General features: G+C 65.9%; 23 protein-coding genes. 10 read left to right on the top strand and 13 right to left on the bottom strand.

Translation table 11 applies throughout. From position 1 onward, the window contains the following. Nucleotides 1–242: 242 nt before the first annotated feature. The 7 genes from ACODRX_RS24425 to cyoA form a co-directional block, all read right to left on the bottom strand. Entirely contained in the window at nt 243–785 is a 543-nt protein-coding gene (locus tag ACODRX_RS24425) for a response regulator transcription factor (protein ID WP_488874144.1), read from the bottom strand. After that, the gene (locus ACODRX_RS24420; protein WP_488874143.1) at nt 778–2,085 is read right to left on the bottom strand and encodes an ATP-binding protein; all 1,308 of its coding nucleotides are present in this window, start codon (nt 2,083–2,085) and stop codon (nt 778–780) included. The genes ACODRX_RS24425 and ACODRX_RS24420 overlap by 8 nt, the downstream gene beginning before the upstream one ends. A gap of 105 nt (nt 2,086–2,190) precedes the next feature. Then, nucleotides 2,191–2,934: an SURF1 family protein gene (locus ACODRX_RS24415; RefSeq protein ID WP_488874142.1), complete on the bottom strand. Its 744-nt coding sequence runs from the start codon at nt 2,932–2,934 to the stop codon at nt 2,191–2,193. A 60-nt stretch (nt 2,935–2,994) separates the two neighbouring features. After that, nucleotides 2,995–3,426 carry a cytochrome o ubiquinol oxidase subunit IV gene (gene cyoD / locus ACODRX_RS24410; protein ID WP_488874141.1) on the bottom strand — a complete coding sequence of 144 codons (432 nt, stop codon included), beginning with the start codon at nt 3,424–3,426 and terminating at the stop codon, nt 2,995–2,997. Continuing rightward, on the bottom strand, nt 3,427–4,059 hold the full coding sequence (gene cyoC, locus ACODRX_RS24405; RefSeq protein ID WP_488874140.1) for a cytochrome o ubiquinol oxidase subunit III: 633 nt from the start codon (nt 4,057–4,059) through the stop codon (nt 3,427–3,429). After that, on the bottom strand, nt 4,052–6,055 hold the full coding sequence (cyoB, locus tag ACODRX_RS24400; protein WP_488874139.1) for a cytochrome o ubiquinol oxidase subunit I: 2,004 nt from the start codon (nt 6,053–6,055) through the stop codon (nt 4,052–4,054). The genes cyoC and cyoB overlap by 8 nt, the downstream gene beginning before the upstream one ends. 15 nt (nt 6,056–6,070) lie before the next feature. Then, nucleotides 6,071–7,135, bottom strand: a complete 1,065-nt coding sequence (gene cyoA, locus ACODRX_RS24395; protein WP_488874138.1) for a ubiquinol oxidase subunit II — start codon at nt 7,133–7,135, stop codon at nt 6,071–6,073. 185 nt (nt 7,136–7,320) lie between these two features. On the opposite strand from cyoA, the gene ACODRX_RS24390 reads away from it, so the two are divergent. Continuing rightward, on the top strand, nt 7,321–8,661 hold the full coding sequence (locus ACODRX_RS24390; RefSeq protein WP_488874137.1) for an MFS transporter: 1,341 nt from the start codon (nt 7,321–7,323) through the stop codon (nt 8,659–8,661). Between the two features lie 172 nt (nt 8,662–8,833). Here ACODRX_RS24390 and ACODRX_RS24385 read toward each other — a convergent pair whose 3' ends face one another. Then, nucleotides 8,834–10,849 carry a peptidase U32 family protein gene (locus tag ACODRX_RS24385; RefSeq protein ID WP_488874136.1) on the bottom strand — a complete coding sequence of 672 codons (2,016 nt, stop codon included), beginning with the start codon at nt 10,847–10,849 and terminating at the stop codon, nt 8,834–8,836. Between the two features lie 307 nt (nt 10,850–11,156). On the opposite strand from ACODRX_RS24385, the gene ACODRX_RS24380 reads away from it, so the two are divergent. After that, nucleotides 11,157–11,813 (top strand): FMN-binding negative transcriptional regulator, encoded by a 657-nt coding sequence (locus ACODRX_RS24380; protein WP_488874146.1) that lies wholly within the window; start codon nt 11,157–11,159, stop codon nt 11,811–11,813. A gap of 84 nt (nt 11,814–11,897) precedes the next feature. Here the strand turns inward: ACODRX_RS24380 and ACODRX_RS24375 are convergent, their stop codons facing one another. Further along, a complete protein-coding gene (locus ACODRX_RS24375; protein ID WP_488874135.1) occupies nt 11,898–13,739 on the bottom strand; it encodes a glutamine--tRNA ligase/YqeY domain fusion protein in 1,842 nt (613 codons plus the stop codon). A gap of 184 nt (nt 13,740–13,923) precedes the next feature. Here ACODRX_RS24375 and ACODRX_RS24370 point away from each other — a divergent pair, with 184 nt between their 5' ends. The 3 genes from ACODRX_RS24370 (at nt 13,924) to ACODRX_RS24360 (ending at nt 15,773) form a co-directional block, all read left to right on the top strand. Then, entirely contained in the window at nt 13,924–14,268 is a 345-nt protein-coding gene (locus tag ACODRX_RS24370; protein WP_488874134.1) for a hypothetical protein, read from the top strand. A 169-nt stretch (nt 14,269–14,437) separates the two neighbouring features. Beyond that, nucleotides 14,438–14,893, top strand: a complete 456-nt coding sequence (gene aroQ / locus ACODRX_RS24365) for a type II 3-dehydroquinate dehydratase (RefSeq protein WP_488874133.1) — start codon at nt 14,438–14,440, stop codon at nt 14,891–14,893. After that, nucleotides 14,886–15,773 carry an alpha/beta fold hydrolase gene (locus ACODRX_RS24360; RefSeq protein WP_488874132.1) on the top strand — a complete coding sequence of 296 codons (888 nt, stop codon included), beginning with the start codon at nt 14,886–14,888 and terminating at the stop codon, nt 15,771–15,773. The genes aroQ and ACODRX_RS24360 overlap by 8 nt, the downstream gene beginning before the upstream one ends. On the opposite strand, the gene ACODRX_RS24355 is transcribed toward ACODRX_RS24360, so the two are convergent. After that, entirely contained in the window at nt 15,774–16,112 is a 339-nt protein-coding gene (locus ACODRX_RS24355; RefSeq protein WP_488874131.1) for a hypothetical protein, read from the bottom strand. It abuts the gene before it with no gap. A gap of 241 nt (nt 16,113–16,353) precedes the next feature. Between ACODRX_RS24355 and ACODRX_RS24350 the strand changes: the two genes are divergently transcribed. Together ACODRX_RS24350 and ACODRX_RS24345 are read left to right on the top strand one after the other, a co-directional pair. Continuing rightward, nucleotides 16,354–17,544 carry an aminotransferase-like domain-containing protein gene (locus ACODRX_RS24350; protein WP_488874145.1) on the top strand — a complete coding sequence of 397 codons (1,191 nt, stop codon included), beginning with the start codon at nt 16,354–16,356 and terminating at the stop codon, nt 17,542–17,544. Next, entirely contained in the window at nt 17,541–17,762 is a 222-nt protein-coding gene (locus ACODRX_RS24345; RefSeq protein WP_488874130.1) for a SlyX family protein, read from the top strand. The genes ACODRX_RS24350 and ACODRX_RS24345 overlap by 4 nt, the downstream gene beginning before the upstream one ends. Before the next feature lie 16 nt (nt 17,763–17,778). Here ACODRX_RS24345 and ACODRX_RS24340 read toward each other — a convergent pair whose 3' ends face one another. Further along, the gene (locus tag ACODRX_RS24340) at nt 17,779–18,678 is read right to left on the bottom strand and encodes an HTH-type transcriptional regulator ArgP (RefSeq protein ID WP_488874129.1); all 900 of its coding nucleotides are present in this window, start codon (nt 18,676–18,678) and stop codon (nt 17,779–17,781) included. Between the two features lie 71 nt (nt 18,679–18,749). Between ACODRX_RS24340 and ACODRX_RS24335 the strand changes: the two genes are divergently transcribed. Together ACODRX_RS24335 and ACODRX_RS24330 are read left to right on the top strand one after the other, a co-directional pair. Continuing rightward, nucleotides 18,750–19,421 (top strand): LysE/ArgO family amino acid transporter, encoded by a 672-nt coding sequence (locus ACODRX_RS24335; protein ID WP_488874128.1) that lies wholly within the window; start codon nt 18,750–18,752, stop codon nt 19,419–19,421. Between the two features lie 82 nt (nt 19,422–19,503). Further along, entirely contained in the window at nt 19,504–20,370 is an 867-nt protein-coding gene (locus ACODRX_RS24330) for an EamA family transporter (RefSeq protein ID WP_488874127.1), read from the top strand. Between the two features lie 85 nt (nt 20,371–20,455). Here the strand turns inward: ACODRX_RS24330 and ACODRX_RS24325 are convergent, their stop codons facing one another. Next, on the bottom strand, nt 20,456–21,757 hold the full coding sequence (locus ACODRX_RS24325) for a UDP-N-acetylglucosamine 1-carboxyvinyltransferase (protein WP_488874126.1): 1,302 nt from the start codon (nt 21,755–21,757) through the stop codon (nt 20,456–20,458). Between the two features lie 218 nt (nt 21,758–21,975). Continuing rightward, nucleotides 21,976–22,764, bottom strand: a complete 789-nt coding sequence (locus ACODRX_RS24320; RefSeq protein ID WP_488874125.1) for a MetQ/NlpA family ABC transporter substrate-binding protein — start codon at nt 22,762–22,764, stop codon at nt 21,976–21,978. A gap of 535 nt (nt 22,765–23,299) precedes the next feature. Here ACODRX_RS24320 and ACODRX_RS24315 point away from each other — a divergent pair. Then, a partial coding sequence (locus ACODRX_RS24315; RefSeq protein WP_488874124.1) for a DUF1194 domain-containing protein occupies nt 23,300–24,782 on the top strand: 1,483 nt, incomplete at its 3' end.

The following is a 24,782-nucleotide window of genomic DNA, read 5'->3' as shown; positions in this document are numbered from 1 at the left end:
GCGGCGCTGGCCTGCGGGGCCGGCGCGGCGGCCGGCGCACCCGCCGCGGGCTGCGTGGCGGTGGCCGGGCTGGCGGCGCTGGCGGACTTCTGCTGCTCGGAGGGGGCTGTGCTGCACGCGGTCAGTGCCGCGATGGCCAGGACGCTGAGCGTCCATTTGATAGGGATGTGCACCGGTATCTCCTTTCGTTGTGCCAAGCCGTGCAGGGCATGGACAAGCGCAGTGTATATCCGGGCGCGGGGCTATTTCACCCTTTGCTTCTCCAGCTTGCGCGCCAGCGTGCGGCGGTGCATGCCCAGGCGCCGGGCGGTCTCGGAGATGTTGAAGCCGGTGGCGGCCAGGGTTTCGTGGATCTTCTCCCACTCCAGCGTCTTGATCGAGGTGGTGCTGGTGCCCAGCTCCACGTCGGGCGTGCCTTCGGAGCGGCTGAAGGCGGCCTCGATGTCGTCGGTGTTCGAGGGCTTGGCCAGGTAGTGGCAGGCGCCGAGCTTGATCGCCTCGACCGCGGTGGCGATGCTGGCATAGCCGGTCAGCACCACGATCAGCGCCTCGGGGTTGAGCTGGTGCAGCATCTGCACGCAATTGAGGCCCGAGGCGTTGCCGGCGAGCTTGAGGTCCATCACCGCGTACTGCGGGCGGTGCTGGCGCAGCAGCGCCTCGACTTCCTCGGCGCTGCTGGCGTGCAGCACGCGGTAGCCGCGCCGCTCGAAGGAGCGCTGCAGCGCGCGCGCGAAGGCGGCGTCGTCCTCGACGAGCAGGAGCAGGCGTTCGGGTGTCTCAGTCATCGGGCGTATCTTCCAGTGCGATCGAGGACAGCGGCAGCGTGATGCGCACCTCGGCGCCGCCGCTGTCGCGGTTGCGGGCCTGCACGCTGCCGCCCAGCGAACGGGCCACGTTCATCACCAGGAACAGGCCCAGGCCGCCGCCGGGGCGGCCCTTGGTCGACTGGTAGGGCTTGCCCAGGTTGTCCAGGATCTGCGGCGCAAAGCCCGGGCCACGGTCCGATACCTGCAGCACCAGCGCGTCGCCCTGGTTCTCGATCAGCAGCTGGACCTCGGCTGGCGAGGCCTCCAGCGCATTGTCCAGCACATTGAAAATCATCTGCTTGAGCGAGGTATCCGAGATGATGGGCAGGTCGCTCTCCAGGTGCTTGAGGTAGATGAAGCGCGCCGGCTGGCGGTGGCCGCGCCACTGCTGGGCGGCCTTGTCCATGAAGGTGATCAGCGTGGTGCTCTCGGGCGCATCGCCGCGGGTCTCGCCCGCGGACAGCAGCACGCCGGTGACTATGGATTTGCAGCGCAGCACCTGGTGCTGCATCTCCTGCAACTCCTGCAGCAGCTCGCCGTCCTGCGCGATCAGCGGCAGGCGCTGCCAGTCGCCGAGGATGACCGAGACGGTGGCCAGCGGCGTGCCCAGCTCGTGCGCGGCGCCGCTGGCCAGCAGGCCCATGCGCACGATGTGTTCTTCTTCGGCGGCGCGCTGGCGCAGCTGGGCCAGGCGCTGGTCGCGCCGCTGCAGGTTGGCCATGATGCGGTTGATGAAGGCCACCAGCAAGACGGCGTTGAGCGCGAAGCTGATCAGGAGTCCGATCAGGTACAGCCGCGAGATGCTGCCCTGCTGGTGCTGCGGCAGCGCCAGCGGCTGGTGGGCGAAGGCCAGCACGGTGGCGCAGGCGCTGCTGACCGCCACGATGGCCCAGGCAAAGCCGGGCCGCAGCAAAATGGCGCCCAGCGTGACCTGCAGCAGGTACAGGCCGATGAAGGGGTTGCCCGCGCCGCCGCTCAGGTACAGCTGGAAGGTGAGGGCGCCCACGTCCACCAGCAGCGCGACGAACAGGTCGAGCGCGGTGACATCGTGCTGGCGCCAGCGCAGCCAGCCGATGTTGGCGGCGTTGAAGGCGATGAGCGCCGCCACGATGAGCAGCATGGGCTGCAGCGGCAGCGCGATGTCCAGCCCATAGTGCACCAGCGCAATGGTGATCACCTGCCCCACCACCGCCAGCCAGCGCAGCTGCACGAGCAGCCGCATGTTGCGGCGGTCGGTGGTGTGGGTGACGCTGAACGGGGAGTCGGATGTGAAGGGCACGCGGCGATCTTAAGGCTGCAGGATGCAGAAAAAACGATAGCTGTCTGCGCTTTCTGTATGTGAATTTCAGATGTTTTTGTATCTGAAATATAGGCAGAGCAAGCGCTATGTGCTATCTTTTTTTATTCCATGGCGCGCCACCAGCCAGGCGGCGCCCACCACCATCGCGGCCAGCCCGTACCAGGTGAGGGCGTAGACCAGGTGGTTGTTGTGAAAGCGCACCACGGTCATGCCGGGGCGCGGCATCTGCGCGGCGCTGGCGCCGGGCAGGGCCGGGGCTTGCGCGGGAATGCCGGCGTCGATGAAGAACGGCGCGGCCGCGCCCAGGCCATTGGCCTGCGCGATGGCCGCCACGTCGCGCGAGTACCAGCGCTGCTGCGCCGGCTCGTTGTGGCGCAAAAAGCCGCCGCGCGGCTCGGAGATGCGCAGCAGGCCGCTCACGCCCACCGGGCCGGCCGGCGTGTGGCTGGCCACGTAGGCCGGCTCGCTCCAGGCGGCGCGCTGGCTGTCCGGGATGAAGCCGCGGTTGACCAGCACCTGGCCGCCTTCTCCGTCTTGCCCCAGCTGCAGCGGCGTCATCACCCAGAAGCCGCTGCCCAGCTCGGTGGCGGCCTGGGCCAGCACCGTCTTGGCGGCCAGCCACTGGCCCCGGGCCTGCACCGCCTGGTATTCGAGGGCGGCGGGGTCCAGCCGCGCCCACTCGGGCTGCGGCGGCAGCGCCACGGGGCTGGCATGCACGCGCTGCTGCACGCGCTCGATCAGAGCCAGCTTCCACGACAGGCGTTTGAGCTGCCAGGTGCCCAGCGCGACGAAGCCAAAGAATAAGGCGATGCCTGCCAGCGCAAGCATCGCCTTCAGAAACGGGGACCGCCGCGGGCGGCGGTCCGCATCCGTTGCCGCCGCCACCGCTCAGTGGTGCGCGCCGTGCTGCGCACCCTCGACGGCGGCGGGCAGCAGGTGCTGGTGGTGCGGCATCATGTTGGTGTTCATGTGGTACATGACCCAGAGCGTGCCCGAGATCACGATGAACACGAAGATCACGGTGAAGATGGTGGACAGCATGGTCCAGCCGCCCTCGACCTTGCCGTTCATGTGCAGGAAGAACACCATGTGCACCAGGATCTGCACCACCGCGAAGCCCGAGATCACCAGCACCGTGGTGGTGCGGTTCTCGAACACGTCGCCCATCACCACCGCGAAGGGGATGGCGGTGAGAATGATCGACAGGAAGAAGCCGATCATGTAGCCGGAGAAGGTGCTGTGCGGGCCGTCATCGTGGCCGTGGTGGTCGTCATGGCCGTGGTGGCTGTCGTGCGCCGCGTGATTGTGTTGTGCGCTCATTTACAGCACTCCCATCAGGTATACGAAGGTGAAGACGCCGATCCAGACCACGTCCAGGAAGTGCCAGAACATGGACAGGCACATCAGGCGGCGGTTGTTCTCGCGGGTCAGGCCGTGCATGCCGATCTGGATCAGCAGCACGGTGAGCCAGATCAGGCCGAAGGTGACGTGCAGGCCGTGCGTGCCCACCAGCGTGAAGAACGACGACAGGAAGGCGCTGCGGCCCGGGCCTGCGCCCTCGTGGATCAGGTGATGGAACTCGTACAGCTCCAGGCCCAGGAAGCCCAGGCCGAACAGCGCGGTGATCACCAGCCAGGCCATGGTGCCCTTGACCGAGCCCTTTTGCTTCATCAGCATCGCGAAGCCGAAGGTGATGGACGAGAACAGCAGCAGCGCGGTGTTCATCGCCACCAGCGGCAGGTCGAACAGCTCGGCGCCGCTCGGGCCGCCGGCATAGTTGCGGCCCAGCACGCCGTAGGTGGCGAACAGCACGGCGAAGATGAGGCAGTCGCTCATCAGGTAGAGCCAGAAGCCCAGCGCGGTGCCGTTCTCGGGGTGCGGTTCTTCCTTCAGGAAATAGTCGCGCGCGCCGGGCGCGCCCGCAGGGTATTGCATGGTGGTCGTATCAGACATTGCGTGCCAGGAGTTGGGTGCGGGCTTCTTCCGTTGCGGCCACTTCGGCTGCCTGGATGTAGTAGTCGCGCTTGTAGTTGAAGGTGTGGATGATGGCGCTGAGCACGATCGCGGCGAACGACGCGACCACCAGCCACCAGACCTGCCAGATCATGGCGAAGCCGAACACCATCGCGAGCATCGAGATCACGAAGCCGGCCGCGGTGTTCTTGGGCATGTGGATGTCCGAGAAGCCGCCGAGCCTGCGCGCGAAGCCGTGCTTCTTCATGTCCCACCAGGCATCGCTGTCATGCACGTTGGGCGTGAAGGCGAAGTTGTAGTTGGGCGGCGGCGAGGAGGTGGCCCACTCCAGCGTGCGCCCGCCCCAGGGGTCGCCCGTGTGGTCGGCCAGCTGCTTGCGGTCCTTGATGCTCACGGCCAGCTGCACGAAGAAGGCGGCGATGCCCACGGCGATCAGCGCGCCGCCGAAGGCCGCGATGATGAACCAGATCTGCAGCGAGGCATCCTCGTAGTGGTTGATGCGGCGGGTCACGCCCATCAGGCCCAGGATGTACAGCGGCGTGAAGGCCACCCAGAAGCCCACCAGCCAGAACCAGAACGACACCTTGCCCCAGAACTCGTTGAGGCGAAAGCCAAAGGCCTTGGGGAACCAGTAGTTGATCGCGGCGAACACGGCAAACACCACGCCGCCGATGATCACGTTGTGGAAGTGCGCGATCAGGAACAGCGAGTTGTGCAGCACGAAGTCGGCCGGAGGCACGGCCAGCAGCACGCCGGTCAGGCCGCCGATCACGAAGGTGAACATGAAGCCCATGGTCCACAGCATCGGCACGTCGAACTTGATGCGGCCGCGGTACATGGTGAACAGCCAGTTGAACACCTTGGCGCCCGTCGGGATCGAGATGATCATCGTCGTGATGCCGAAGAAGGAGTTCACGCTGGCGCCCGAGCCCATGGTGAAGAAGTGGTGCAGCCACACCAGGTACGACAGGATGGTGATACACACGGTGGCGTAGACCATCGAGGTGTAGCCGAACAGGCGCTTGCGGCTGAAGGTGGAGACCACCTCGGAGAACACGCCGAACGCGGGCAGCACCAGGATGTAGACCTCGGGGTGGCCCCAGATCCAGATCAGGTTCACGTACAGCATGGCGTTGCCGCCCAGGTCGTTGGTGAAGAAGTGCGTGCCCAGGAAGCGGTCCAGCGACAGCAGCACCAGCGCGGCGGTCAGCATCGGGAAGGTGGCGACGATCAGCGCGTTGGTGCACAGCGAGGTCCAGGTGAAGACGGGCATCTTCATCAGGTTCATGCCGGGCGCGCGCATCTTGATGATGGTCACGATCAGGTTGATGCCCGACAGCGTCGTGCCCACCCCCGCGACCTGCAGCGCCCAGATGTAGTAGTCCAAGCCCACGCTCGGGTCGTTGAAGCCCAGGCCCGACAGCGCCAGCCAGCCGTAGGTGGAGAACTCGCCCAGGAACAGCGAGAGCATCACCAGCACGGCGCCGCTGGTGGTCATCCAGAAGCTGAAGTTGTTGAGGAACGGGAAGGCCACGTCGCGCGCGCCGATCTGCAGCGGCACCACGTAGTTCATCAGCCCGGTCACGAAGGGCATGGCCACGAAGAAGATCATGATCACGCCGTGGGCGGTGAAGATCTGGTCGTAGTGGTGCGGCGGCAGGTAGCCCATGTTCTCGCCCGCGGCGATGGCCTGCTGCGCGCGCATCATCACGGCGTCGGAGAAGCCGCGCAGGAACATGACCAGGCCGAGGATCATGTACATGATGCCGATCTTCTTGTGGTCGATCGAGCAGATCCAGTCCTTCCACAGCGGGCCCCAGAGGCGGAACTTGGTGATCCCGGCCACCACGACCAGGCCGCCGAGCACCACGGCGATGAAGGTCCACAGCACGATGGGCTCATGCGCCATCGGGATGGAATCCCAGGTGATCCGCCCGAGCAGCGGATCGTTGTTGAAATTGGAAACGGCAGACATAGAGTGGGTATCCGGTTACTGGGCGACGATGCTCTGGCCTTCGCCAGCGGACAGGGTGGGCGTGGTCTCAAGGGCAATGCGCGTGGCATCGCGCACGGTGCAGACATCGTCCGAGGGCAGGTTCAGCCGCGACTGCTTGCTCTCGGCGCGGGCCTTGATGTTGGCCAGCGCATCCTTGGCCATCATGTCGTCCATGCACATCTGGCCTTCCTCGACGCAGCGGTTGAGCACCGCGTGGTAGAGATCCTTGTCCACCGACTTGAACAGGCGCACCGGATCGCGCTCGCTGGGCTTGGCCAGCTGCTGGTAGGCGCTGCGGGTCAGCTCGCCGCCCTCGGCCTTGGTCTTTTGCACCCACTGGGCGAAGTCGGCATCGGACAGTCCGTGGAACTTGAAGGTCATGCCGGCGAAGCCCGCGCCGCTGTAGTGCGAGCCCTTGCCCTCGAACACGCCGGGGCGGTTGATGATGCCGTTCAGGCGCGTCTCCATGCCGGGCATCGCGTAGATCATGCCGGCGAAGTCGGGAACGTAGAAGGCGTTCATCGTGGTGGTGGAGGTCAGCTTGAACTCGACCGGGCGGTCCACCGGCGCGGCCACCTCGTTGATGGTGGCGATGCCTTGCTCGGGGTAGATGAACAGCCACTTCCAGTCCAGCGCCACTGCCTCGACCACCAGCGGCTTGGTGCCTTCGGGCAGCGGGCGGCTGGCGTCGATGCGGTCCAGCGGACGGTAGGGGTCAAGTTTGTGCGTATAGATCCAGGTCAAGGCGCCGAGGGCGATGATGATCAACAATGGCACCGACCAGATGATCAGCTCCAGCGAGGTGGAGTGGTGCCAATCGGGGTCGTAGTCGGCGCTGTTGTTGGATTCGCGGTACTTCCAGGCGAACAGCCAGGTCAGCAGGATGACCGGGACGATGATGATCAGCATCAGCAGCGTTGCCACCACCACCAGGCGGCCCGACTGCGCGGCCACGTCGCCGGCGGGGTTGAGCACCACCAGGTTGCAGCCGCTGAGGCTGGCGGCCACCAGGGCGGCAATGAGCCAGGACGGCCCTCGGAGTTTCTTGAAGTTAGACATGCGCGAAGCGCCAGGAGGCGCGATTAGGTAGAAACGTGGATTGCAAAATACCGCCAAATGTAAATGCTTGAGGCAGGCCTGTCGATTGGACATTTTGTCCTACGTCCCGCGTGTGAAAACCCTGCCAGGCTCCTGGGTGGGTACCATGATGACGGGCCTTCACTGCTTGAGTTAGGAGCATTTGCATGAGCAATCTGAGTTACGCAGCAGCCCCGGCGGGGGAAATCCGAGGCCCGGCGGGGCACTCTGGCGACCACGATGAGGAGGTCACCCCGAGCGAGATCGCCGTGGGCGTGATTATCGGCCGTTCTTCGGAGTATTTCGATTTTTTCGTGTTCGGCATCGCTGCGGTTCTGGTCTTCCCGGCCGTCTTCTTCCCGAACTTCTCCAAGCTCAACGGCACCCTGCTGTCCTTCGGCATCTTCTCGCTGGCCTTCATCGCGCGGCCCATAGGCACCGCGATCTCCATGGCCATCCAGCGGCGCTGGGGGCGCGCCACCAAGCTGACCACCGCGCTGTTCCTGCTGGGCAGCTGCACCGTGGGCATGGCCTTTTTGCCCAGCTATGACACGCTGGGCCGCACCGCGATCGCGCTGCTGGCGCTGTTTCGCTTTGGTCAGGGCCTGGCGCTGGGCGGCTCCTGGGATGGGCTGCCGTCGCTGCTGGCCATGAGCGCGCCCGAGGGCCGGCGCGGCTGGTACTCGATGATGGGCCAGCTTGGCGCGCCGCTGGGCTTCGTGCTGGCGGCCGGGCTGTTCGCCTACCTCTACGGCTCGTTGTCCGAGGAGGAATTTCTGAGCTTCGGCTGGCGCTATCCGTTCTTCGTGGCCTTCGCCGTCAACGTGGTGGCGCTGTTCGCGCGCCTGCAGCTGGTGATGGGGCAGACCTACTCGAAGCTGATGGAAGAGCGCGAGCTGGTGCCGGTGGGCGTTGCCAAGCTGATCGACGAGGAGGGCAGCAACGTGGCGCTGGGCGCGTTCGCGGCGCTGGCGAGCTTTGCGCTGTTCCACCTGGTCACCGTGTTCCCGCTGTCGTGGATCGTGATGTTCTCCGACCAGCCGGTGGTCGAGGTGCTGAGCGTGCAGATCGTCGGCGCCTGCTGCGCCGCGGTGGCCATCGCCGCTTCGGGCTGGCTTGCCGACCGCTTCGGGCGCCGCAACACGCTGGGCGCGATGGCGGTGCTGATCGGCCTGTTCAGCCTGGCCACGCCGATGCTGCTGTCTGGCGGCACCGCGGGCAACAACGTGTTCCTGATCCTGGGCTTCATCCTGCTGGGCTTGTCCTACGGCCAGTCGTCCGGCACGGTTACCGCCAACTTCTCGCGCGTCTACCGCTATACCGGCGCGGCGCTGTCCACCGACATGGCCTGGCTGATCGGCGCGGCCTTCGCGCCGGTGGTGGCGCTGGGCCTGTCGGCCAAGTTCGGCCTGATCGCCGTGAGTGCCTACCTGCTGTCGGGCGTGGTGTGCACGCTGGCGGCCCTGGCCATCAACCGCGCGCTGGAAGGCCGCGAATCCAGCGCATGAGTTCGGTTCTGGTTTGGGGCCGCCGCCGCTATTGAAGCGCACGGCGGGAGAAGCCGGTTTGAGCCGGCCTCCCGTGGCCCCTGACTCGAAAAGGCCGCCAATTCGTTGGCGGCCTTCTTTATTGCACAAGCAATCCGCGTGCCGGGGGTAAAGATGAGCGCGGGTAGCTTATTCAGCTGCGCGGCGATGCGGGCCGCGTGCTATAGAACTGCATAGCAAACTCCTGCACCTCCTTGCGGTGCTGGTTGAGCACCGACTTCTTCATCTTGCCCACCACGTGCATCTCGCAGGGCTTGCAGTCGAAGCGCAGCGTGAGCTTTTCCTTGCCGTTGATCAGCTGCAGCGGCTCGGCCTTGATCGTGCCCTTGACGCCGATCACGCCCTTGGCCTGCTTGGGGCACAGGCTCATCGAAAAGCGCACGCAGTGCTTGGTGATCATCAGTGAGACTTCGCCTTCCTCCTCCTTGCTCTCGTAGGCCGCGTCGATCACCTTGACGCCGTGCTTCACATAGAAATCGTGCGCCTTGTGGTTGTAGACGTTGGCCAGGTAGGTCAGCGTGTCTTCGGGGAAAGGCGCGGGCGGCTCGACCGGCGTGGCGCGCGGCAGGCGTACGAAGCCCTTGGCGCGGGCTGCTTCCAGCGCGGCCACGGCATCGCGGCGCAGCTGGTTGAGCGCCGAGGCAGGCACGAACCAGGGCTGTGAGAGATGCAGGCTGATGTCATTGGCCGCGAACACGGTGGCGCCAAAGCGGCCCAGCTGCTCGCGCAGCGTGGCCTCGGCGCGTGCCGCGTCGGTGGCGCCCTGGTGTTCCTGCGCGATGGCTGCGCTGGCCGTGAAACCGTCCTCGTCGGTCAGCGTCAGCGCAAAGCCGTCGGCGGTTTCCTTGAGTTCGGCCCACAGGCCGATGCGGCGGTCGCTGGACTTCTTGTCCAGCGTGCGCACCCAGGCCATGTCGCGGTTGCGGTTGACTTCCAGGCCCTTGCGCAGGTCCTTGAAGCCGGCAATCGGATCCTTGGGGAACAGGCGCCACAGCGATTTCTTCGCATCCATCGACTCGGCGCGGTTGATCTGCATGCCCACCAGTTCCTTTTGCAGGTCGTAGTAGCACAGGCCGTCGCCGTTGTGCAGTTCGGTGTCGCGGCTCGACGCCTCGATCTCCACGAAGTTCTCGCCCACCTTGGTCACCCAGCCGATGGCGCGGCCCGGCGTCTTGGGCGTGTCGAAGGCGCCGATGTCCTGCTGGCGGCCGTTGACGAAGTAGTCGGTGAACTCGCGGTTGAAGTTCTGGTCGGGGTCGGGCTCAAAGGTAAAGCTGGTGCGGCCCGACGACGAGCGCGCCAGCGGGGCGTCGGAGAATTCGCGTGAAACTTCACGTTCTTCGATGATCTCGTCCAGCAGCTTGCGGTAGTGGGCCGTGATGTTCTTCACATAGCCCATGTCCTTGTAGCGGCCCTCGATCTTGAAGCTGCGCACGCCGGCGCCGATCAGGGCGCGCAGGTTGTCGCTCTGGTTGTTGTCCTTCATGGACAGCACGTGCTTTTCGTGGGCGATGATGCGGCCGTTCGCATCCAGCACCTCGTAGGGCAGGCGGCAGGCCTGGTTGCAGTCGCCGCGGTTGGCGCTGCGGCCCGTGTGGGCGTGGGTGATGTAGCACTGGCCCGAATAGGCCACGCACAGCGCGCCGTGCACGAAGAACTCGATGGTGGTGCGCGCCGGGTCGGTGGCGGCGCGCACGGCGGCGATCTGGGAAAGTTGAAGCTCGCGCGCCACGACGATCTGCGACAGGCCCGCATCCTGCAGGAAGCGCGCCTTCTCGGGCGTGCGGATGTCGGTCTGGGTGCTGGCATGCAGCTGGATGGGCGGCAGGTCCAGCTCCAGCAGGCCCATGTCCTGGATGATCAGCGCATCGGCGCCGGCCTCGTAGACCTGCCAGGCCATCTGGCGCGCGGCCTCCAGTTCGTCGTCGCGCAGGATGGTGTTGAGCGTGATGAAGATGCGGCTGCCGAAGCGGTGCGCATGCGTGATCAGCCGCTCAAGGTCGCGGATGTCGTTGCCCGCCGTGGCGCGCGCGCCAAAGGCCGGGCCGCCGATGTAGACCGCATCCGCGCCGTGGTTGACGGCCTCGATGCCGATGTCGGCATTGCGCGCGGGAGAGAGCAGTTCGAGCTGGTGGGGCAGGAGAGACATGGGGCGGGATTATCCCTAGTTCGCGCGGTGCCGGTGGTGGGGCGCCGCACGCCGGAGCGCCGCATGCGGGCTCTGGCTGCTGGGATGTTTTCAAGTAATTGATTTGCCTGCATTTTACCTGGCGGCCACATGGCGGCCCAGGCCTGGCAGCGAAGCTGGCGGCAGGAGCCAGGCCCGGTTTGGCCGGCATTGATGCCGGCGCCGCATCAATGCGCGCTAAAAAATGCAGCGATGCGCCGGGCGTTGGCGATACGCTGAGCAATTGACCTGTGAGCGCCCCATGACCGAAGCTGTGCCATCCCCCACCATGTACCTGCCGCGCCAGTTCGCGAGCCAGGATCTGCGGCATGCGCTCACCATCATGCGCCAGCATCCGCTGGCCAGCCTGACCGCGGTCGATGCGCAGGGCTTTCCATTCGTCTCGTACCTTCCACTGCATGCCGAGCACCATGAGGCCGAGGGGGCGCTGACGCTCTGGGGCCATTGCTCGCGCGGCAACCCGCACTGGAAGCTGCTGCAGCAGTCGCCCCAGGCGCTGGTGGCCTTTCGCGGCGCGCAGGCCTACCTGTCGCCCAGCGTCTACCCCGATCTGGAGCGCGTGCCCAGCTGGAACTATGTGGCGCTGCATTGCCGGGTGCAGGTGGAGCTGATCCAGGAGCCCGAGGACAAGGACCGCCTGCTCAAGTGCCTGATAGGCGACCACGAGCCCGCCTATGCCGAGCAGTGGCGCGGGCTGGATGCCGATTTCACCCGCAAGCTGCTGGGCGGCGTGGTGGGGCTGCGCATGCAGGTGCTGCAGTGGGAGTGCAAGCTCAAGCTGAACCAGCACCGGCCCGAGTCCTTCGCCGCCATGCGCGCCGCCTACGAGGCCCATGCCGAGCTGGGTGACGACGATGCACGCGAGCTGCTGCAGTGGATGGACCGCCTGGGCATGCACCAGGCGGCCGAGGAGCCGGCGCGCTGAGGGAACCTGGGCGCGTGCCGCCCCAAGGCAAAAAGCGCCCCCTCGGGGGGCAGCGGCCACACGCAGTGGGCAAGCGTGGGGGCCTTATTTCCCCCAGCTGTCCTTCAGCCCCGTCACCCGGTTGAACACCGGTTTGCCGGGCTGGTGGTCCTTGCGGTCGGCCACGAAGTAACCGTGGCGCTCGAACTGGAACCTGTCGTCCGGCCGGGCGGCGGCCAGCGATGGCTCCACATAGGCGGTGACGGTCTTGAGGCTGTCGGGGTTGAGCAGCGCCAGGAAGTCCTTGCCGCCGGCATCGGGCTGGGCGTCGGTGAACAAACGGTCATACAGGCGCACTTCGGCGGCCAGGCCGTCGGCCACGCCCACCCAGGTGATGGCGGCCTTGACCTTGACCGCATCGGCGCCGGGCGTGCCGCTCTTGGTGTCGGGCACCACGCTGGCCAGCACCTTGGTCACCTTGCCCTCGGCATCCTTTTCGCAGCCGGTGCACTCGATGACATAGCCGCCCTTGAGGCGCACCTTGTTGCCGGGGAACAGGCGCTTGTAGCCCTTGGGCGGCACCTCGGCGAAGTCCTCGCGCTCGATCCAGACCTCGCGGCCCAGCGTGAAGCGGCGCACCGGGGGCTCCTGGCCTTCGGCGGCATGGGGCAGGGCGGGCAGCTCGCAGGCTTCCAGGTGGTCGGCGCTGCCGAATACCTCGGCCCAGTTGCTCAGCTCGAGCCGCAACGGGTCGAGCACCGCCATCGCGCGGTGGGCCTTGTTCTCCAGGTCTTCGCGCAGGCAGCCTTCGAGCGTGCTGTAGTCGATCCAGCTGTAGTCCTTGGTGACGCCGATGCGCTCGCAAAACAGCTGGATGCTCTCGGGCGTGTAGCCGCGCCGGCGCAGGCCGACCACGGTGGGCATGCGCGGGTCGTCCCAGCCGCTGACGATGCCGCTGTCCACCAGGTGCTTGAGCTTGCGCTTGCTGGTGATCACATAGGTCAGGTTCAGGCGCGAGAATTCGTACTGGCGCGGCTGCGGCGCGGCGATCAGGCCACCTTCGCGCAGGTGGTCCAGCAGCCAGTCGTAGAAGGGGCGCTGGTCTTCGAACTCCAGCGTGCAGATGCTGTGGGTGATGTGCTCCAGCGCATCCTCGATCGGATGGGCGAAGGTGTACATCGGGTAGATGCACCACTGGTTGCCGGTGTTGTGGTGCTCGGCGTGGCGCACGCGGTAGATGGCCGGGTCGCGCAGGTTGATGTTGGGCGAGGCCATGTCGATCCTGGCGCGCAGCACCGCGCCGCCGTCGGGCAGCTTGCCGTCCTTCATGTCGGCGAAGCGCTGCAGGTTCTCGGCCACCGGGCGGTCGCGGAAGGGGCTGTTCACGCCGGGGCGGCCGAAGTCGCCGCGGTTGGCCTTCATGTCCTCGGCCGACTGCTCGTCCACATAGGCCAGGCCCTGCTCGATCAGGTAGACCGCGCAGCGGTGCATGAAGTCGAAATAGTTGCTGGCGTAGTACAGGTTGGCATGGCCGTCGGCATCCTTCCAGTCGAAGCCCAGCCAGTGCACCGCGTCGATGATCGCGTCCACGTACTCCTGGTCTTCCTTCTCGGGGTTGGTGTCGTCGAAGCGCAGGTGGCAGGTGCCGCCGAAGTCGCGCGCCAGGCCGAAGTTCAGGCAGATCGACTTGGCATGGCCTACGTGCAGGTAGCCGTTGGGCTCGGGCGGGAAGCGGGTGCGGATGCGCGCCGCATCGACCGGGCCCTGCTCGTGGTGGACGGCGTCGCCGGGGCTGCCGCCCCAATGGCGCTGGGCATAGCTGCCTTGCTCCAGGTCGGATTCGATGATCTGGCGCAGGAAGTTGCTGGATCTGGCGGCCTCTGCAGGCTCGGCGGCAGGCTGTTGGGCCGGGTGTTTGTTCGGGTGCTTGTTCGCGTCGGAGCTCATGGCCGCTATTGTAGGTTCGCCCGCGGCGGTTACCGCTGGACACGGAATTCGGGCCTTGGATACCATTGTTTTGCAAAACAATGCCAACCTGCGGGCGGGTAGGCGCGTTAGAGTTGCAGCAAGGTTGTCCAGTAAGGAGATGGCGAGCGTGGCTTGCCGTCCCGGTCCGCGAAAGGGGATGAATATGAATATCAACGCACGCTCTGTCGCCGCCAAGGCCATGGCCACCGGCCTTCTGGCGGGCCTGGCCCTGGTGTCGGGCGCCGCCCATGCCAGCCGGGTGTCCTGGTCGGTGGGTGTCAATGTGGCGCCGGTGGCCGTTGGCGTGGGCAGCGGCTACTATCCCGCCCCGGTCTATGCGCCGGCGCCGGTGTATGCGCCCGCTCCGGTCTATGTGGCGCCGCGGCCCGTGTATGTCGCCCCGCCGCCGCCGGTGATGTACCGCCCGGTGCCGGTATACCGCCCCGCGCCGGTGTACTACGGCCCGCCTCCGGGCTACTACCGCCACCACCATCGCCACTGGCGGTAACGCGGCAGCGCCCGCGCAGGCAAACGCATTCCACACGCACTCCAAGCCCGGCCGCTGCCGGGCTTTTTGCTGGGTTTTTCCAGGTTTTTGCTGGGCTTGTCGCCCGCATGCGCGCAGCCGTTGCGGTGCAACCGGATAATGCCGCTTTCGAGCGGAGAGATTTGCCCCCATGAAGACCGTTTTTGTTCTCAATGGCCCGAACCTGAACCTGCTTGGCCTGCGCGAGCCGGGCATCTACGGCGCCAGCACGCTGCGCGACGTGGAGCAGCTGTGTGAGCAGGCCGCGCAGCGCAACGGCTTTGCGCTGCGCTTTCACCAGAGCAACCACGAAGGCGCGCTGATCGACTGGCTGCACGAGGCCGGCGCGCTGCGCCGCGAGGGCCGGCTGGCTGGCGTGGTGCTGAATGCCGCCGCCTATACGCATACCAGCGTGGCGCTGATGGATGCGATCAAGGGGGCGGACCTGCCGGTGATCGAGCTGCATATCTCCAACGTGCATGCCCGCGAGGCCTTCCGCCACCATTCCTATATAGCGCCGGTGGCCCGCGCGGTGATCTGCGGCCTGGGCGTGCAGGGCTATGGCCTGGCCATCGACGCGGTGGCGCAGTGCCTGCAGCATGATTAATTTCCGCGCCGCGGCGCCGCTCGACCTTGAGGCGCTGCGCCAGCAGCTGCCGGCCCGCTGGCAGGCACTGCAGTCCAGCGCCCGGCGCGCCGCCACGCCCTGCGGCGACGGCGAGCTGGCCTGGCATTGCTGGGGCCCGCCGCAGGCGGGGCAGCCCCCGCTGGTGCTGCTGCATGGCGGCAGCGGCAGCTGGTCGCACTGGATCGCCAATATTGCGGCGCTGGTGGAGCAGGGCTACCAGGTCTGGGCGGCCGATTTGCCGGGCTTTGGCGATTCGGCGCTGTCGCCCGATGGCTGCGACGCAGCCACCATGGTCGAGCCGCTGTATGCCGGCATGCGCGCGCTCGGCCTGCTGGGCTGCCAGTTGGCGGGTTTTTCGTTCGGCGGCCTGTCGTCGGCCTTGCTGGCGGCGGCGCATCCCGATGCGGCCAGGCAACTGGTGCTGGTCGGTGCACCGTCCATGGGCGTGGTGGCGCAGCGCCAGTACACGCTCAAGGGCTGGCGGCATCTGCCGCGGGAGATGCAGCGCGGCGTGCACCGGCACAATCTGGCGGCGCTGATGCTGCACGACAGCACCCGCATCGATGAAGCCACACTCGCACTGCACGAGTACAACGTGCTGCGCGATCGCATGCCGCGCCGCCGCGCGGCCCCGTCGGATACCCTGGCGCAGGCGCTGCCCCACTTGCGCTGCCCGGTGGCCGTGGTCTATGGCGAGCACGACGCGCTCTACCGCGGCCATATGGCGCAGCTGCGGGCGGCCTACGAGGCAGCGCTGCCGCAGCTGCAGGATTTCGTGCTGGTGCCCGGCGCCGGCCACTGGGTGCAGTATGAGCAGCCCGAGGCTTTCAACCGCGTATTGCTGCGCCTGCTGGCGTAGCTAGCGCCGAAGGCCGCCCCAGGCCTGTTCCACCAGCTGCTGCACCGGCGCGGGCGCCCAGGGCCGGTTTGGGGCGGGGTGGATGGCGATCCACCACAGCACGATGGAGGCAAGGGCCAGGCCATACACCACCAGGCCCTTGCGCGCCTTGCGCCGCTGCCACAGCATGGCGATGCACAGCAGGCCGCCGCCCACCCACGCGCCCAGCAGCAGGGCGCGGGCTGGCGCCGACGACACCGAGCCGGCCAGCTGGAACCAGAGCGCGCTCGCGCCCCACAGCAGCCCCGCCAGCATCAGCAGCGCGGCGATCAGCCTAAGCAACCCCAATAGCCATCTCATGGAATATTCCCTCCGATTGTTTTCACTCTGTGGCGCATCGGGCGCGAGCATAGCCCAAGTTGGGCGCATGCTTGTCAATGGCCGTGCCGTGAATGCGGGACAATGGCCCATCCGCCATGGTCAGGCCACGCTCAGCTGAGCCTCGGCCGGTGCGCTGGTATTTGCCCGTATTGATGGCGATCAAAACTTACATTAATCTATTATTTTTTCTTTGGTGCATTCCATGAGCCTGCCTTCCACTCTGCCTTTTGCCTCCCGCTTGAACAACGTCGAAACCTCGGCCATCCGCGAGCTTTTCAAGCTGCTGGGCAAGCCGGGCATCATCAGTTTTGCCGGCGGTTTCCCGGATGCGGCGATGTTCGACGTGGAGGGCATCCAGCAGGCCGCGGACGCCGCGCTCCAGCAGGAGCCGGGCGGCGCGCTGCAGTATGGCGCGACCGAAGGCTACCAGCCGTTTCGCGAGCAGATCGCCGCGCTGATGGCGGGCAAGGGCGTGCAGGATCTGGCTCCCGAGCAGCTGACCGTCACCACCGGCAGCCAGCAGGCGCTGGACCTGCTGGGCAAGACCATGATCTCGCCCGGCGACAAGGTGATCGTCGAGGGCCCGACCTTCTTGGCCACCATCCAGTGCTTCCGCCTCTATGGCGCCGAGCTGATCAGCGCGCCCATCGACGAGCACGGCGTCAAGACCGACGAGCTGGAGCAGTTGATCGCCGAGCACAAGCCCAAGCTGGTGTACCTGATCCCCACCTTTGGCAACCCGAGCGGCGCGATGCTGTCGCTGGAGCGCCGCAGGCAGGTGCTGGAGATGGCGGTGCGCCACCAGACCCTGATCGTCGAGGACGATCCGTATGGCGACCTGTACTTCGGCGCTGCGCCGCCGCCCAGCCTGCTGGCGCTGTCGGCGCAGGTGCCGGGCAGCCGCGACTGGCTGGCGCACTGCGGCAGCATGAGCAAGGTGCTCAGCCCCGGCCTGCGCCTGGGCTGGCTGATCGCGCCGCCCGAGCTGCTGGCCAAGTGCGTGATGTGCAAGCAGTTCAGCGACGCCCATACCAGCACCTTCAGCCAGGCCACGGCCGCGCAGTACCTCAAGGCCGGCCGCATGCCGGCCACGCTGGCGCGCGTGCGCCAGACCTATGGCGAGCGCAGCCGCGCCATGGGCGATGCGCTGCGCCGCGAGCTGGGCGATGCGGTGCGTTTCGTGCAGCCGCAGGGCGGCATGTTCTTCTGGGTGCAGCTCACCGGCGCCAACGGCAAATGCGCCGACGGCGATGTCTTCGCCAAGCGCGCCATCGAGAAGAACGTGGCCTTCGTGCCGGGCGCGCCGTTCTTCTGCAGCAACCCCGACCGCTCGACGCTGCGCCTGTCGTTCGCGACCAGCGACAGCGCGAAGATCGAAGAGGGCATCGCCCGCATGGCGCAGGCGCTGTGAGGGCGGACGAAGCCTTGCGCGAGCGGCTGGAGGCGCTGGAGATCAAGGCGGCCTATGCCGACGATCTGCTGGAGGAGCTGAACCTCACCGTGTTCCGCCAGCAGCAGCAGATCGAGCTGCTGCAGGAGCAGCTGAGGCAATTGCGCCAGCAGTTGCCCGCCGATGCGGGTGGTGCCGCGGCGCGCAGCCTGCGTGACGAGTTGCCGCCGCACTATTGACTATATTGAGTACTGGCTACTGCCGTAGCCGCTCTGTGGCCGCGCGCATCACGCAGTCGGTCAGGCGCTGCAGGCCGGGCTGGGCCATGCGGGTGTGCACCCAGTACAGCGGCACGTCCAGTTCGGCATGCGGCAAGAGCGCCACCAACCGGGCTTCGCGCAATTCCTGCTCCACCAGGCTGACCGGGTGCATGCCCCAGCCTATGCCGGCCTGGCTGGCGCCGAGGAAGGCGCTGACGGACGGCAGCCAGTGCGCTGGCGGCGTGCGCCGCGAGGCCAGGCCCTGGGCCTGCAGCCACTGCTCCTGCAGGCGGTCCTTGCGGTCGTAGATCAGCATGGGCGCGCGGGCCATGGCCTCGGGCGTGGGGCCCTGCGGCAGGTGCCGCGCCACGAAGCCGGGGCTGGCGGCGGCCACGTAGGCCATGCTGCCCAGCGGCCAGGTGTTGCAGCCGGCGATGGGGCTGGCGCTGGCGGTCACCGCCGCCATCACCTCGCCCTGGCGGATGCGTTGGGCCGTGTGGTTCTGGTCGTCGATGCCGATGTCCAGCAGCTCGTTGCCGCCGCCGCTGAACTCGGCCATGGCCTGCATGAACCAGGTCGAGAGCGAATCCGCATTCACCGCCAGCTTGAGGGTGGGTGCCGGCGCCTGCCCATCGGCCGCCAGCTCCGGATGGCTGCGGCGCAGCTCGTTTTCCAGCAGGCTGACCTGCTCCAGGTGCAGGCACAGGCGCCGGCCCAGTTCGGTGCCCACGCAGGGCTGGCCGCGCAGCACCAGGATCTGCCCCATGCGCTCTTCCAGCTGCTTGACGCGCTGCGACACCGCCGAGGCGGTGATGTGCAGCTTGCGCGCGGCGCGTTCGAAGCTGCCTTCGCGGATCACCGCGTTCAGCGCGGCCAGGCCAAGGTAGTCGAGCATGAAGAAATTCTTAATATGGTTTAGATAGTTTAATTTTACTAATCTTGCGCCGCGCCGCACAATCCGCCGCCATGTGGAACAACATCACTGCTTCGTGGCTGGCGGGCTTTGGCATCTGCCTGTCGCTCATCGTCTCGATAGGCGCGCAGAACCTGTACGTGCTGCGCCAGGCGGTCGATGGCCGGCATGTGCGCGCCTGCGTGGCCTGGTGCGTGGCCAGCGATGCGCTGCTCATGGGCGCGGGCGTGGCCGGCATGGCCCAGGTGCTGGGCGGGCGCCCGCAGCTGGCCTACTGGCTGACGCTGGGCGGCGCCATCTTTTTGCTGGGCTACGGCTTGCTGGCTCTCTGGCGCATGGTGGCGTCTTCCGCTGCGCAGGTGCAGCCCGAGGCGCAGGCGCATGGGGCCGGGGACAGGGCGCTCCAGCGCGCGTCGCGCAGCCTGCTGGGCGTGCTGGGGGCATTGATGGCGCTCACGCTGCTGAACCCGCATGTCTACCTGGATACGGTGGTGCTGGTGGGCTCCATCGGGGCGCGCCAGCAGGGGCCGCTGAAATGGATCTTCGTGCTGGGCGCGGCCAGCGCCAGCCTGAGCTGGTTCGTGCTGCTGGCCTGGGCCGGGCGGCGCATGCAAAAGCTGTTTGCCCGGCCCCTGGCCTGGCGCGTGATGGATGGGCTGACCGCGGTGATGATGCTGGCGCTGGCCTGGTGGGTGTGGGGCGGCCTGCAGGCGCTGGGCGCATAGCGGCCTGAAATACTGGCCGCCAATGTGCGCTGATGGCCGCAGATGGCCGCCGGGCATGGCCACACGGCCTATGATCGCGGCCATGTCGAATTCCCTCGTGCGGCGCGTGCTGCCGTCATTGGCCGTGCTGGGCTCGGTCGTCTCGCTGTGCCTGGGCACCAGCTTTGCCAAGCATCTGTTTCCCATCGTCGGGGCGCAGGGCACCACCGCGCTGCGCGTGGGCTTTTCGGCGCTGCTGCTGTTGGCCATCTGGCGGCCCTGGCGCTTTGGGCCCAGCCGGGCCAACCTCGGGCAGATTGCCTGCTTCGGCGTGGCGCTGGGGTTGATGAACCTGCTGTTCTACATGGCGATCAAGCGGCTGCCGTTCGGGGTGACGGTGGCGATCGAGTTCGTCGGACCGCTGTCGGTGGCGGTATGGACTTCGCGCCGCTGGCTGGACTTCGTCTGGCTGGGGCTGGCGGTGCTGGGGCTGTTCCTGCTCTTGATCCTGCCGCTGTTCGGTGCCGGCCTCGGGCTGCTCGATCCGCTGGGCATCGCGCTGGCGCTGGCCGCGGCCGCCTGCTGGGCGGCCTATATCGTGCTGGGCAAGCGCGCCGGGCAGATGCACGGCGGCATGGTGGTGTCGCTGGGGCTGCTGTCGGCCGCGCTGGTGGTGGTGCCCTTCGGCGTGGCCGAGGCGGGGGCGAAGCTGTTGTTGCCCGAGATGCTGTTTTATGGCGTGGCGGTGGCGGCGGTGTCGAGCGCAGTGCCGTATTCGCTGGAGATGTTCGCGCTCAAGCGCCTGTCGCACGGCGCTTTCTCGACCATGCTGGCCACCGAGCCGGCGGTGGCTGCCATCATGGGCATGCTGGTGTTGGGCGAGCAGCTGACGCTGGTGCAGTGGACGGCCATCGCCATCATCATGGCGGCGGCCATGGGCAGCGCGCTGACTGCGCAATCGCAAAAATAATAGCTGCTTGCGTAAGGTATATAAGCGATTCAGATATAAAAGTATTTGAATCGCTTGAGGGGAGCGCGCTAGCAGCTATGTTTTTTTAGGTCTCGTCGGCCCATTCCACCCGCGCGCCCAGGCTCTGCAGGTTTTCCACGAAGTGCGGATGGGCGCGGCGGATGGGCGTGGCGTTGCGGATCTCGGAGCGGCCCTCGATGCTGGCCGCCACCATGAACAGGGCTATCGCCACGCGGATGATGTAGGGGCTCTCGACCACGGCCGGCGTCAGTGGATTGCCGCCCAGCGTGACGATGCGGTGCGGGTCCGACGAGAACACGTGGGCGCCGAATTTGGAGAGCTCGCCGGTCCAGCCCAGCGCGCCGTCGTAGACCTTGTTCCAGAACATCGCGTTGCCCTGGGCGCGCACGCCCAGCGCGATGAAGATCGGCAGCAGGTCGACCGGGAAGTAGGGCCAGGGTGCGGCCTCGACCTTGGTCAGCACATTGCTGGTGAAGGGCGTCTCCACCTTCAGCGGGCCGCTGCGCAGCGCGCGCGACCAGCCGTCCTTGTGCTCGATGTGCACGCCGAACTTGGCGAAGGTGCGGTCGATCAGCGGAAAGTTGTCGGGCTTGCGGTTGCGCACCTCGATGTCGCCATTGGTGATGGCGCCCAGCGCGAGGAAGGTGGTGATCTCGTGGAAGTCTTCCTCGAAGTGGAATTCGCCACCGCCGAGCTGGCGCTGGCCATGCACCGTGAGGCGCGAGGTGCCGATGCCATCGATCTTGGCGCCCAGCATCACCATGAAGCGGCAGAACTCCTGCACATGCGGCTCACAGGCGGCATTGGTCAGCACCGAGGTGCCCTCGGCGGTGGCGGCGCAGAGCACGAAATTCTCGGTGGTGGTGACCGAGGCGTAGTCCAGCCAGTGCTGGTTGCTGGTCATCGCGCCGCTGGTGCGGATGATGAGCGAGCCCTCGCCGCGCTCCACCGTGCCGCCGAAGCGGCGAAAGACATCGATGTGCGGGTCGATCTCGCGCACGCCCAGCGTGCAGCCCTTGACGTTGTCCTCCAGCCGCGCCACGCCAAAGCGCGCCAGCAGCGGCGGCACCAGCATGATGGACGAGCGCATCTCCTCGGGCAGGTGGTGCTTGCACTCGTCGAAGTGCGTGGCGTGGTGGTGCAGGCGCAGCACGCCGCTGGCGTAGTCCATCTGCACCTCGCTGCCCAGCTGCGCGAAGATGGCCAGGATCTTGCGCACGTCGGTGATGTCGGGAATGCCGTGCAGCGTGAGGGGTTCGTCGGTCAGCAGCGTGGCGCACAGCACGGGCAGGACGGCGTTCTTGTTCGACGAGGGGTTGATGCGGCCGTGAAGGGGCGTGCCGCCGTGCACGATCAGTTTGGACATGGAGAGAGACGATTCGCTAACAGCAAGGAATGGCGCATGGTACAGGAGCGCCCAAGCAAAAAGGCACTGCTGTACAGTGCCTTTTGTAAACAGGGGTCAATAGGGCCCCCACGCTTGCTCACTGCGTGTAGCCGCTGCCCCCCAAGGGGGGCGCTTTTTGCCTTGGGGCGGCCCGGCGGCAAAAAAGGCCCGGCTTGCGCTAGCGGCTGCAGTGTGGTTCAAAAAGCCGGAACGACCGCGCCCTTGTACTTCTCCAGGATGAACTTCTTCACATCGTCGCTGCGCAGCGCCTTGGTGAGCTTGGCGATGGCCGGATCGTTCACGCGGTCGGTGCGGGAGACGACGATATTGGTGTAGGGCGAATCGGCGCCTTCGATGAACAGCGCATCCTTGGTCGGGTTCAGCTTGGCCTCGATCGCGTAGTTGGTATTGATCAGCGCCAGGTCCACATCGGCCAGCGCGCGCGGCAGCAGCGGCGCTTCCAGCTCCTTGAACTTGAGCTTCCTGGGGTTCTTCGCCACGTCCAGCGGGGTGGGAGTCAGGCTCTTGGGATCCTTGAGCTCGATCAGGCCCTGCTTGGCCAGCAGGATCAGCGCGCGCCCGCCGTTCGACGGATCGTTGGGGATGGCCACGGTGGCGCCGTCCTTCAGCTCCTTGATGTTCTTGATCTTGCTCGAATAGGCGCCAAAGGGCTCGACATGGATCTTCCCGTTGGCCACGACCGCCAGCGTGGTCTTGTGGTCCTTGTTGAAGCTGTCGAGGTAGGGCTGGTGCTGGAAGAAGTTGGCGTCCAACTGCTTGTCCTGCACCGCGATGTTGGGCTGCACGTAGTCGGAGAACTCGCGCACCTGCAGGTCCACGCCCTCGGCCTTGAGCTTGGGCTTGACGAAGTTCAGCAGTTCGGCATGGGGCACGGCCGTGGCGCCGACCTTGAGCACCACGTCGGCCGCATGGGCGGCGAGGGCGAACGAGGCGATGGCCAGGGCGGAAAGCGTTTTCTTGAACATGGCGTTGATCGATGCTTGTCGGTAATTCAGGTGGGCTGGAGTCTAGCGCCGATTGGCCCTGCTGGAAAAGAACTAAAAGCAATTTCCATATAAGGAGTGGAGTATTTATAGCCAACGGTTATTTGGAGATGGCTTGGGTTCTATTTTTTGGTGAATATGCGAAATCGGGAATGGATCAAGCTGGATCTGTGCTCGTATTGCGATATCAACAGAAAAATTAATGGCCTGCCGCAATGGCGGGTTTGATTGCCAATATCCCATATCTTACCGTCGCGCGTGAATGTGCAGCTCCATGCGTTCGATATTGGGGTGGCAGTCTGATCTTGGTATATCTGTACTATTTACAGAATTTAACAATTACTCGACCATGGTCTGGCGGATTTGTTTTGCGCCGCGATGGCCTTGCAAGCAAGGCACCAATGTTGGCAATAGGAGAGAAACAAGGGAAAACCATTGGATTGAGGCGCATATCCATGGATGGTGCGAAAGAAAACCAGGTCAATCCCACATTTTTTGAAAGAACCAGGGGGCTGTGATGAAGAAAATAATGAGTATGGGCAGGCATGCATCCGCATGGCTGCTGGGATTGGCTGGGGCATTTGCCATGGCTCCAGCCGCGCAGGCGGCGGCGGATATTGAATTGTGCCTGACCATCGATTCGTCCGGCTCCATCAGCTCAACCCAGTGGCAGACCCAGGTCGATGCCTACCGGCAGACGCTGCTGGACCCAAGCATCGTGCCGCAGGATGGCTCCATTGCGGTTTCCCTCGTGCCTTTCTCGGGCAGCGCGTCGGTTGCCTTGCCCATGACCGCAATCACGCCCACTTCCACCGGCACGGGCGGCTCCCTGAGGGTGGCGCTGGACGGTCTATACAGCAACCGCCCCTACAACGGCAGCACGGCCATCGGCGATGGGATAGCCACTTGCGCCGCCAGCTTCGATGCCAACAATCCCAGCGCAAAAAGAATTATCGATGCCAGTACCGATGGCTATAACAATACCGGCCAGGACCCGGTGGCCGCGGCCAATAGCGCGGTGACCAACAACCATGTGAATGCCATCAATTTCATCGGCATCGGTAGTGGCATCGATATCAACGAATTGAATTCACTGGCCCGGCCGCAGCCGGCCAAGCAGGTGGGCGACGGCGATGGCTTTGTGACCACGGCCTCGGACTGGACTGGGTTCAAGACCGCGCTGATTGCAAAGATCAAGGCGGAGCTGAACCCCGCCCTGGACGTAACCAAGACGGTGACGGAAGGAACCATCAGTGCGCCGACAACGCTGCACTACCAGATCACGGTCAAGAACCTGGGCAATTTGACCCTGACCAACGTCAAGGCGAGCGACACCATGCCCGATGGTTCGGTGGTGCTGCTGAGCGCACCATCCGGCGACACCAACAACGACGGCAAGCTGGATCCAACTGAAACCTGGGTCTATGCCGCCACCTATGCGGCCACCAACGCGAATGTTATTGCGGGCGCCGACCTGGTGAACAAGGTCGATGTGTCGAGCGACCAGGTAAGCGCGCCGCAAAAGCAGGCGGTCACGAAGATCGTCTCGAATATCTCGATCACCAAGACACTGGCGGGAGACTTGCCGGCCGGCGGCGTACCGGGCGACTATGCCTTCACGCTCACCTGCAATGGGACAGGCTATTCCGGCGCCGTGACGCTGGGCAGCGGGCAAACCACCAATTCCGCCACGGTGCAAGTGCCTGCTGGCGCCAGCTGCACCGCCCTGGTGGAAACCAACCGGCCGAATGCGCCTGCCAACTACACCTGGCAGGACCCTCCGGCCATAGCGCTTCCGGCGCAGGGCGCACCAGGCAATATCACCAACACGCTGGTGCGCAACCTGGTCGATGTGACGATCACCAAGACGGTGACTGGCGCACCTTCGGGTGGGGCACCGGGCAGCTATGGCTTCACGCTCACCTGCGACACCGGCAGCTATTCTGGCAGCGTCACACTGGCCGGCACGGCGACCAGCGGCAGCGCCACGGTGAAGGTGC

The organism is Comamonas sp. FG99, assembly GCF_057808605.1.
The sequence above is the reverse complement of the archived record's forward strand: the minus strand, read 5'-3'. Positions and strand labels throughout refer to the sequence as shown.

What these genes read in the sequence shown, in the direction of transcription:
- ACODRX_RS24425 (WP_488874144.1), bottom strand. Translation starts at nt 785, where the DNA reads ATGACTGAGACACCCGAACGCCTGCTCCTGCTCGTCGAGGACGACGCC.
- ACODRX_RS24415 (WP_488874142.1), bottom strand. Translation starts at nt 2,934, where the DNA reads ATGCTTGCGCTGGCAGGCATCGCCTTATTCTTTGGCTTCGTCGCGCTG.
- cyoD (WP_488874141.1), bottom strand. Translation starts at nt 3,426, where the DNA reads ATGAGCGCACAACACAATCACGCGGCGCACGACAGCCACCACGGCCAT.
- cyoC (WP_488874140.1), bottom strand. Translation starts at nt 4,059, where the DNA reads ATGTCTGATACGACCACCATGCAATACCCTGCGGGCGCGCCCGGCGCG.
- cyoB (WP_488874139.1), bottom strand. Translation starts at nt 6,055, where the DNA reads ATGTCTGCCGTTTCCAATTTCAACAACGATCCGCTGCTCGGGCGGATC.
- cyoA (WP_488874138.1), bottom strand. Translation starts at nt 7,135, where the DNA reads ATGTCTAACTTCAAGAAACTCCGAGGGCCGTCCTGGCTCATTGCCGCC.
- ACODRX_RS24390 (WP_488874137.1), top strand. Translation starts at nt 7,321, where the DNA reads ATGAGCAATCTGAGTTACGCAGCAGCCCCGGCGGGGGAAATCCGAGGC.
- ACODRX_RS24385 (WP_488874136.1), bottom strand. Translation starts at nt 10,849, where the DNA reads ATGTCTCTCCTGCCCCACCAGCTCGAACTGCTCTCTCCCGCGCGCAAT.
- ACODRX_RS24380 (WP_488874146.1), top strand. Translation starts at nt 11,157, where the DNA reads ATGTACCTGCCGCGCCAGTTCGCGAGCCAGGATCTGCGGCATGCGCTC.
- ACODRX_RS24375 (WP_488874135.1), bottom strand. Translation starts at nt 13,739, where the DNA reads ATGAGCTCCGACGCGAACAAGCACCCGAACAAACACCCGGCCCAACAG.
- ACODRX_RS24370 (WP_488874134.1), top strand. Translation starts at nt 13,924, where the DNA reads ATGAATATCAACGCACGCTCTGTCGCCGCCAAGGCCATGGCCACCGGC.
- aroQ (WP_488874133.1), top strand. Translation starts at nt 14,438, where the DNA reads ATGAAGACCGTTTTTGTTCTCAATGGCCCGAACCTGAACCTGCTTGGC.
- ACODRX_RS24360 (WP_488874132.1), top strand. Translation starts at nt 14,886, where the DNA reads ATGATTAATTTCCGCGCCGCGGCGCCGCTCGACCTTGAGGCGCTGCGC.
- ACODRX_RS24355 (WP_488874131.1), bottom strand. Translation starts at nt 16,112, where the DNA reads ATGAGATGGCTATTGGGGTTGCTTAGGCTGATCGCCGCGCTGCTGATG.
- ACODRX_RS24340 (WP_488874129.1), bottom strand. Translation starts at nt 18,678, where the DNA reads ATGCTCGACTACCTTGGCCTGGCCGCGCTGAACGCGGTGATCCGCGAA.
- ACODRX_RS24335 (WP_488874128.1), top strand. Translation starts at nt 18,750, where the DNA reads ATGTGGAACAACATCACTGCTTCGTGGCTGGCGGGCTTTGGCATCTGC.
- ACODRX_RS24330 (WP_488874127.1), top strand. Translation starts at nt 19,504, where the DNA reads ATGTCGAATTCCCTCGTGCGGCGCGTGCTGCCGTCATTGGCCGTGCTG.
- ACODRX_RS24325 (WP_488874126.1), bottom strand. Translation starts at nt 21,757, where the DNA reads ATGTCCAAACTGATCGTGCACGGCGGCACGCCCCTTCACGGCCGCATC.
- ACODRX_RS24320 (WP_488874125.1), bottom strand. Translation starts at nt 22,764, where the DNA reads ATGTTCAAGAAAACGCTTTCCGCCCTGGCCATCGCCTCGTTCGCCCTC.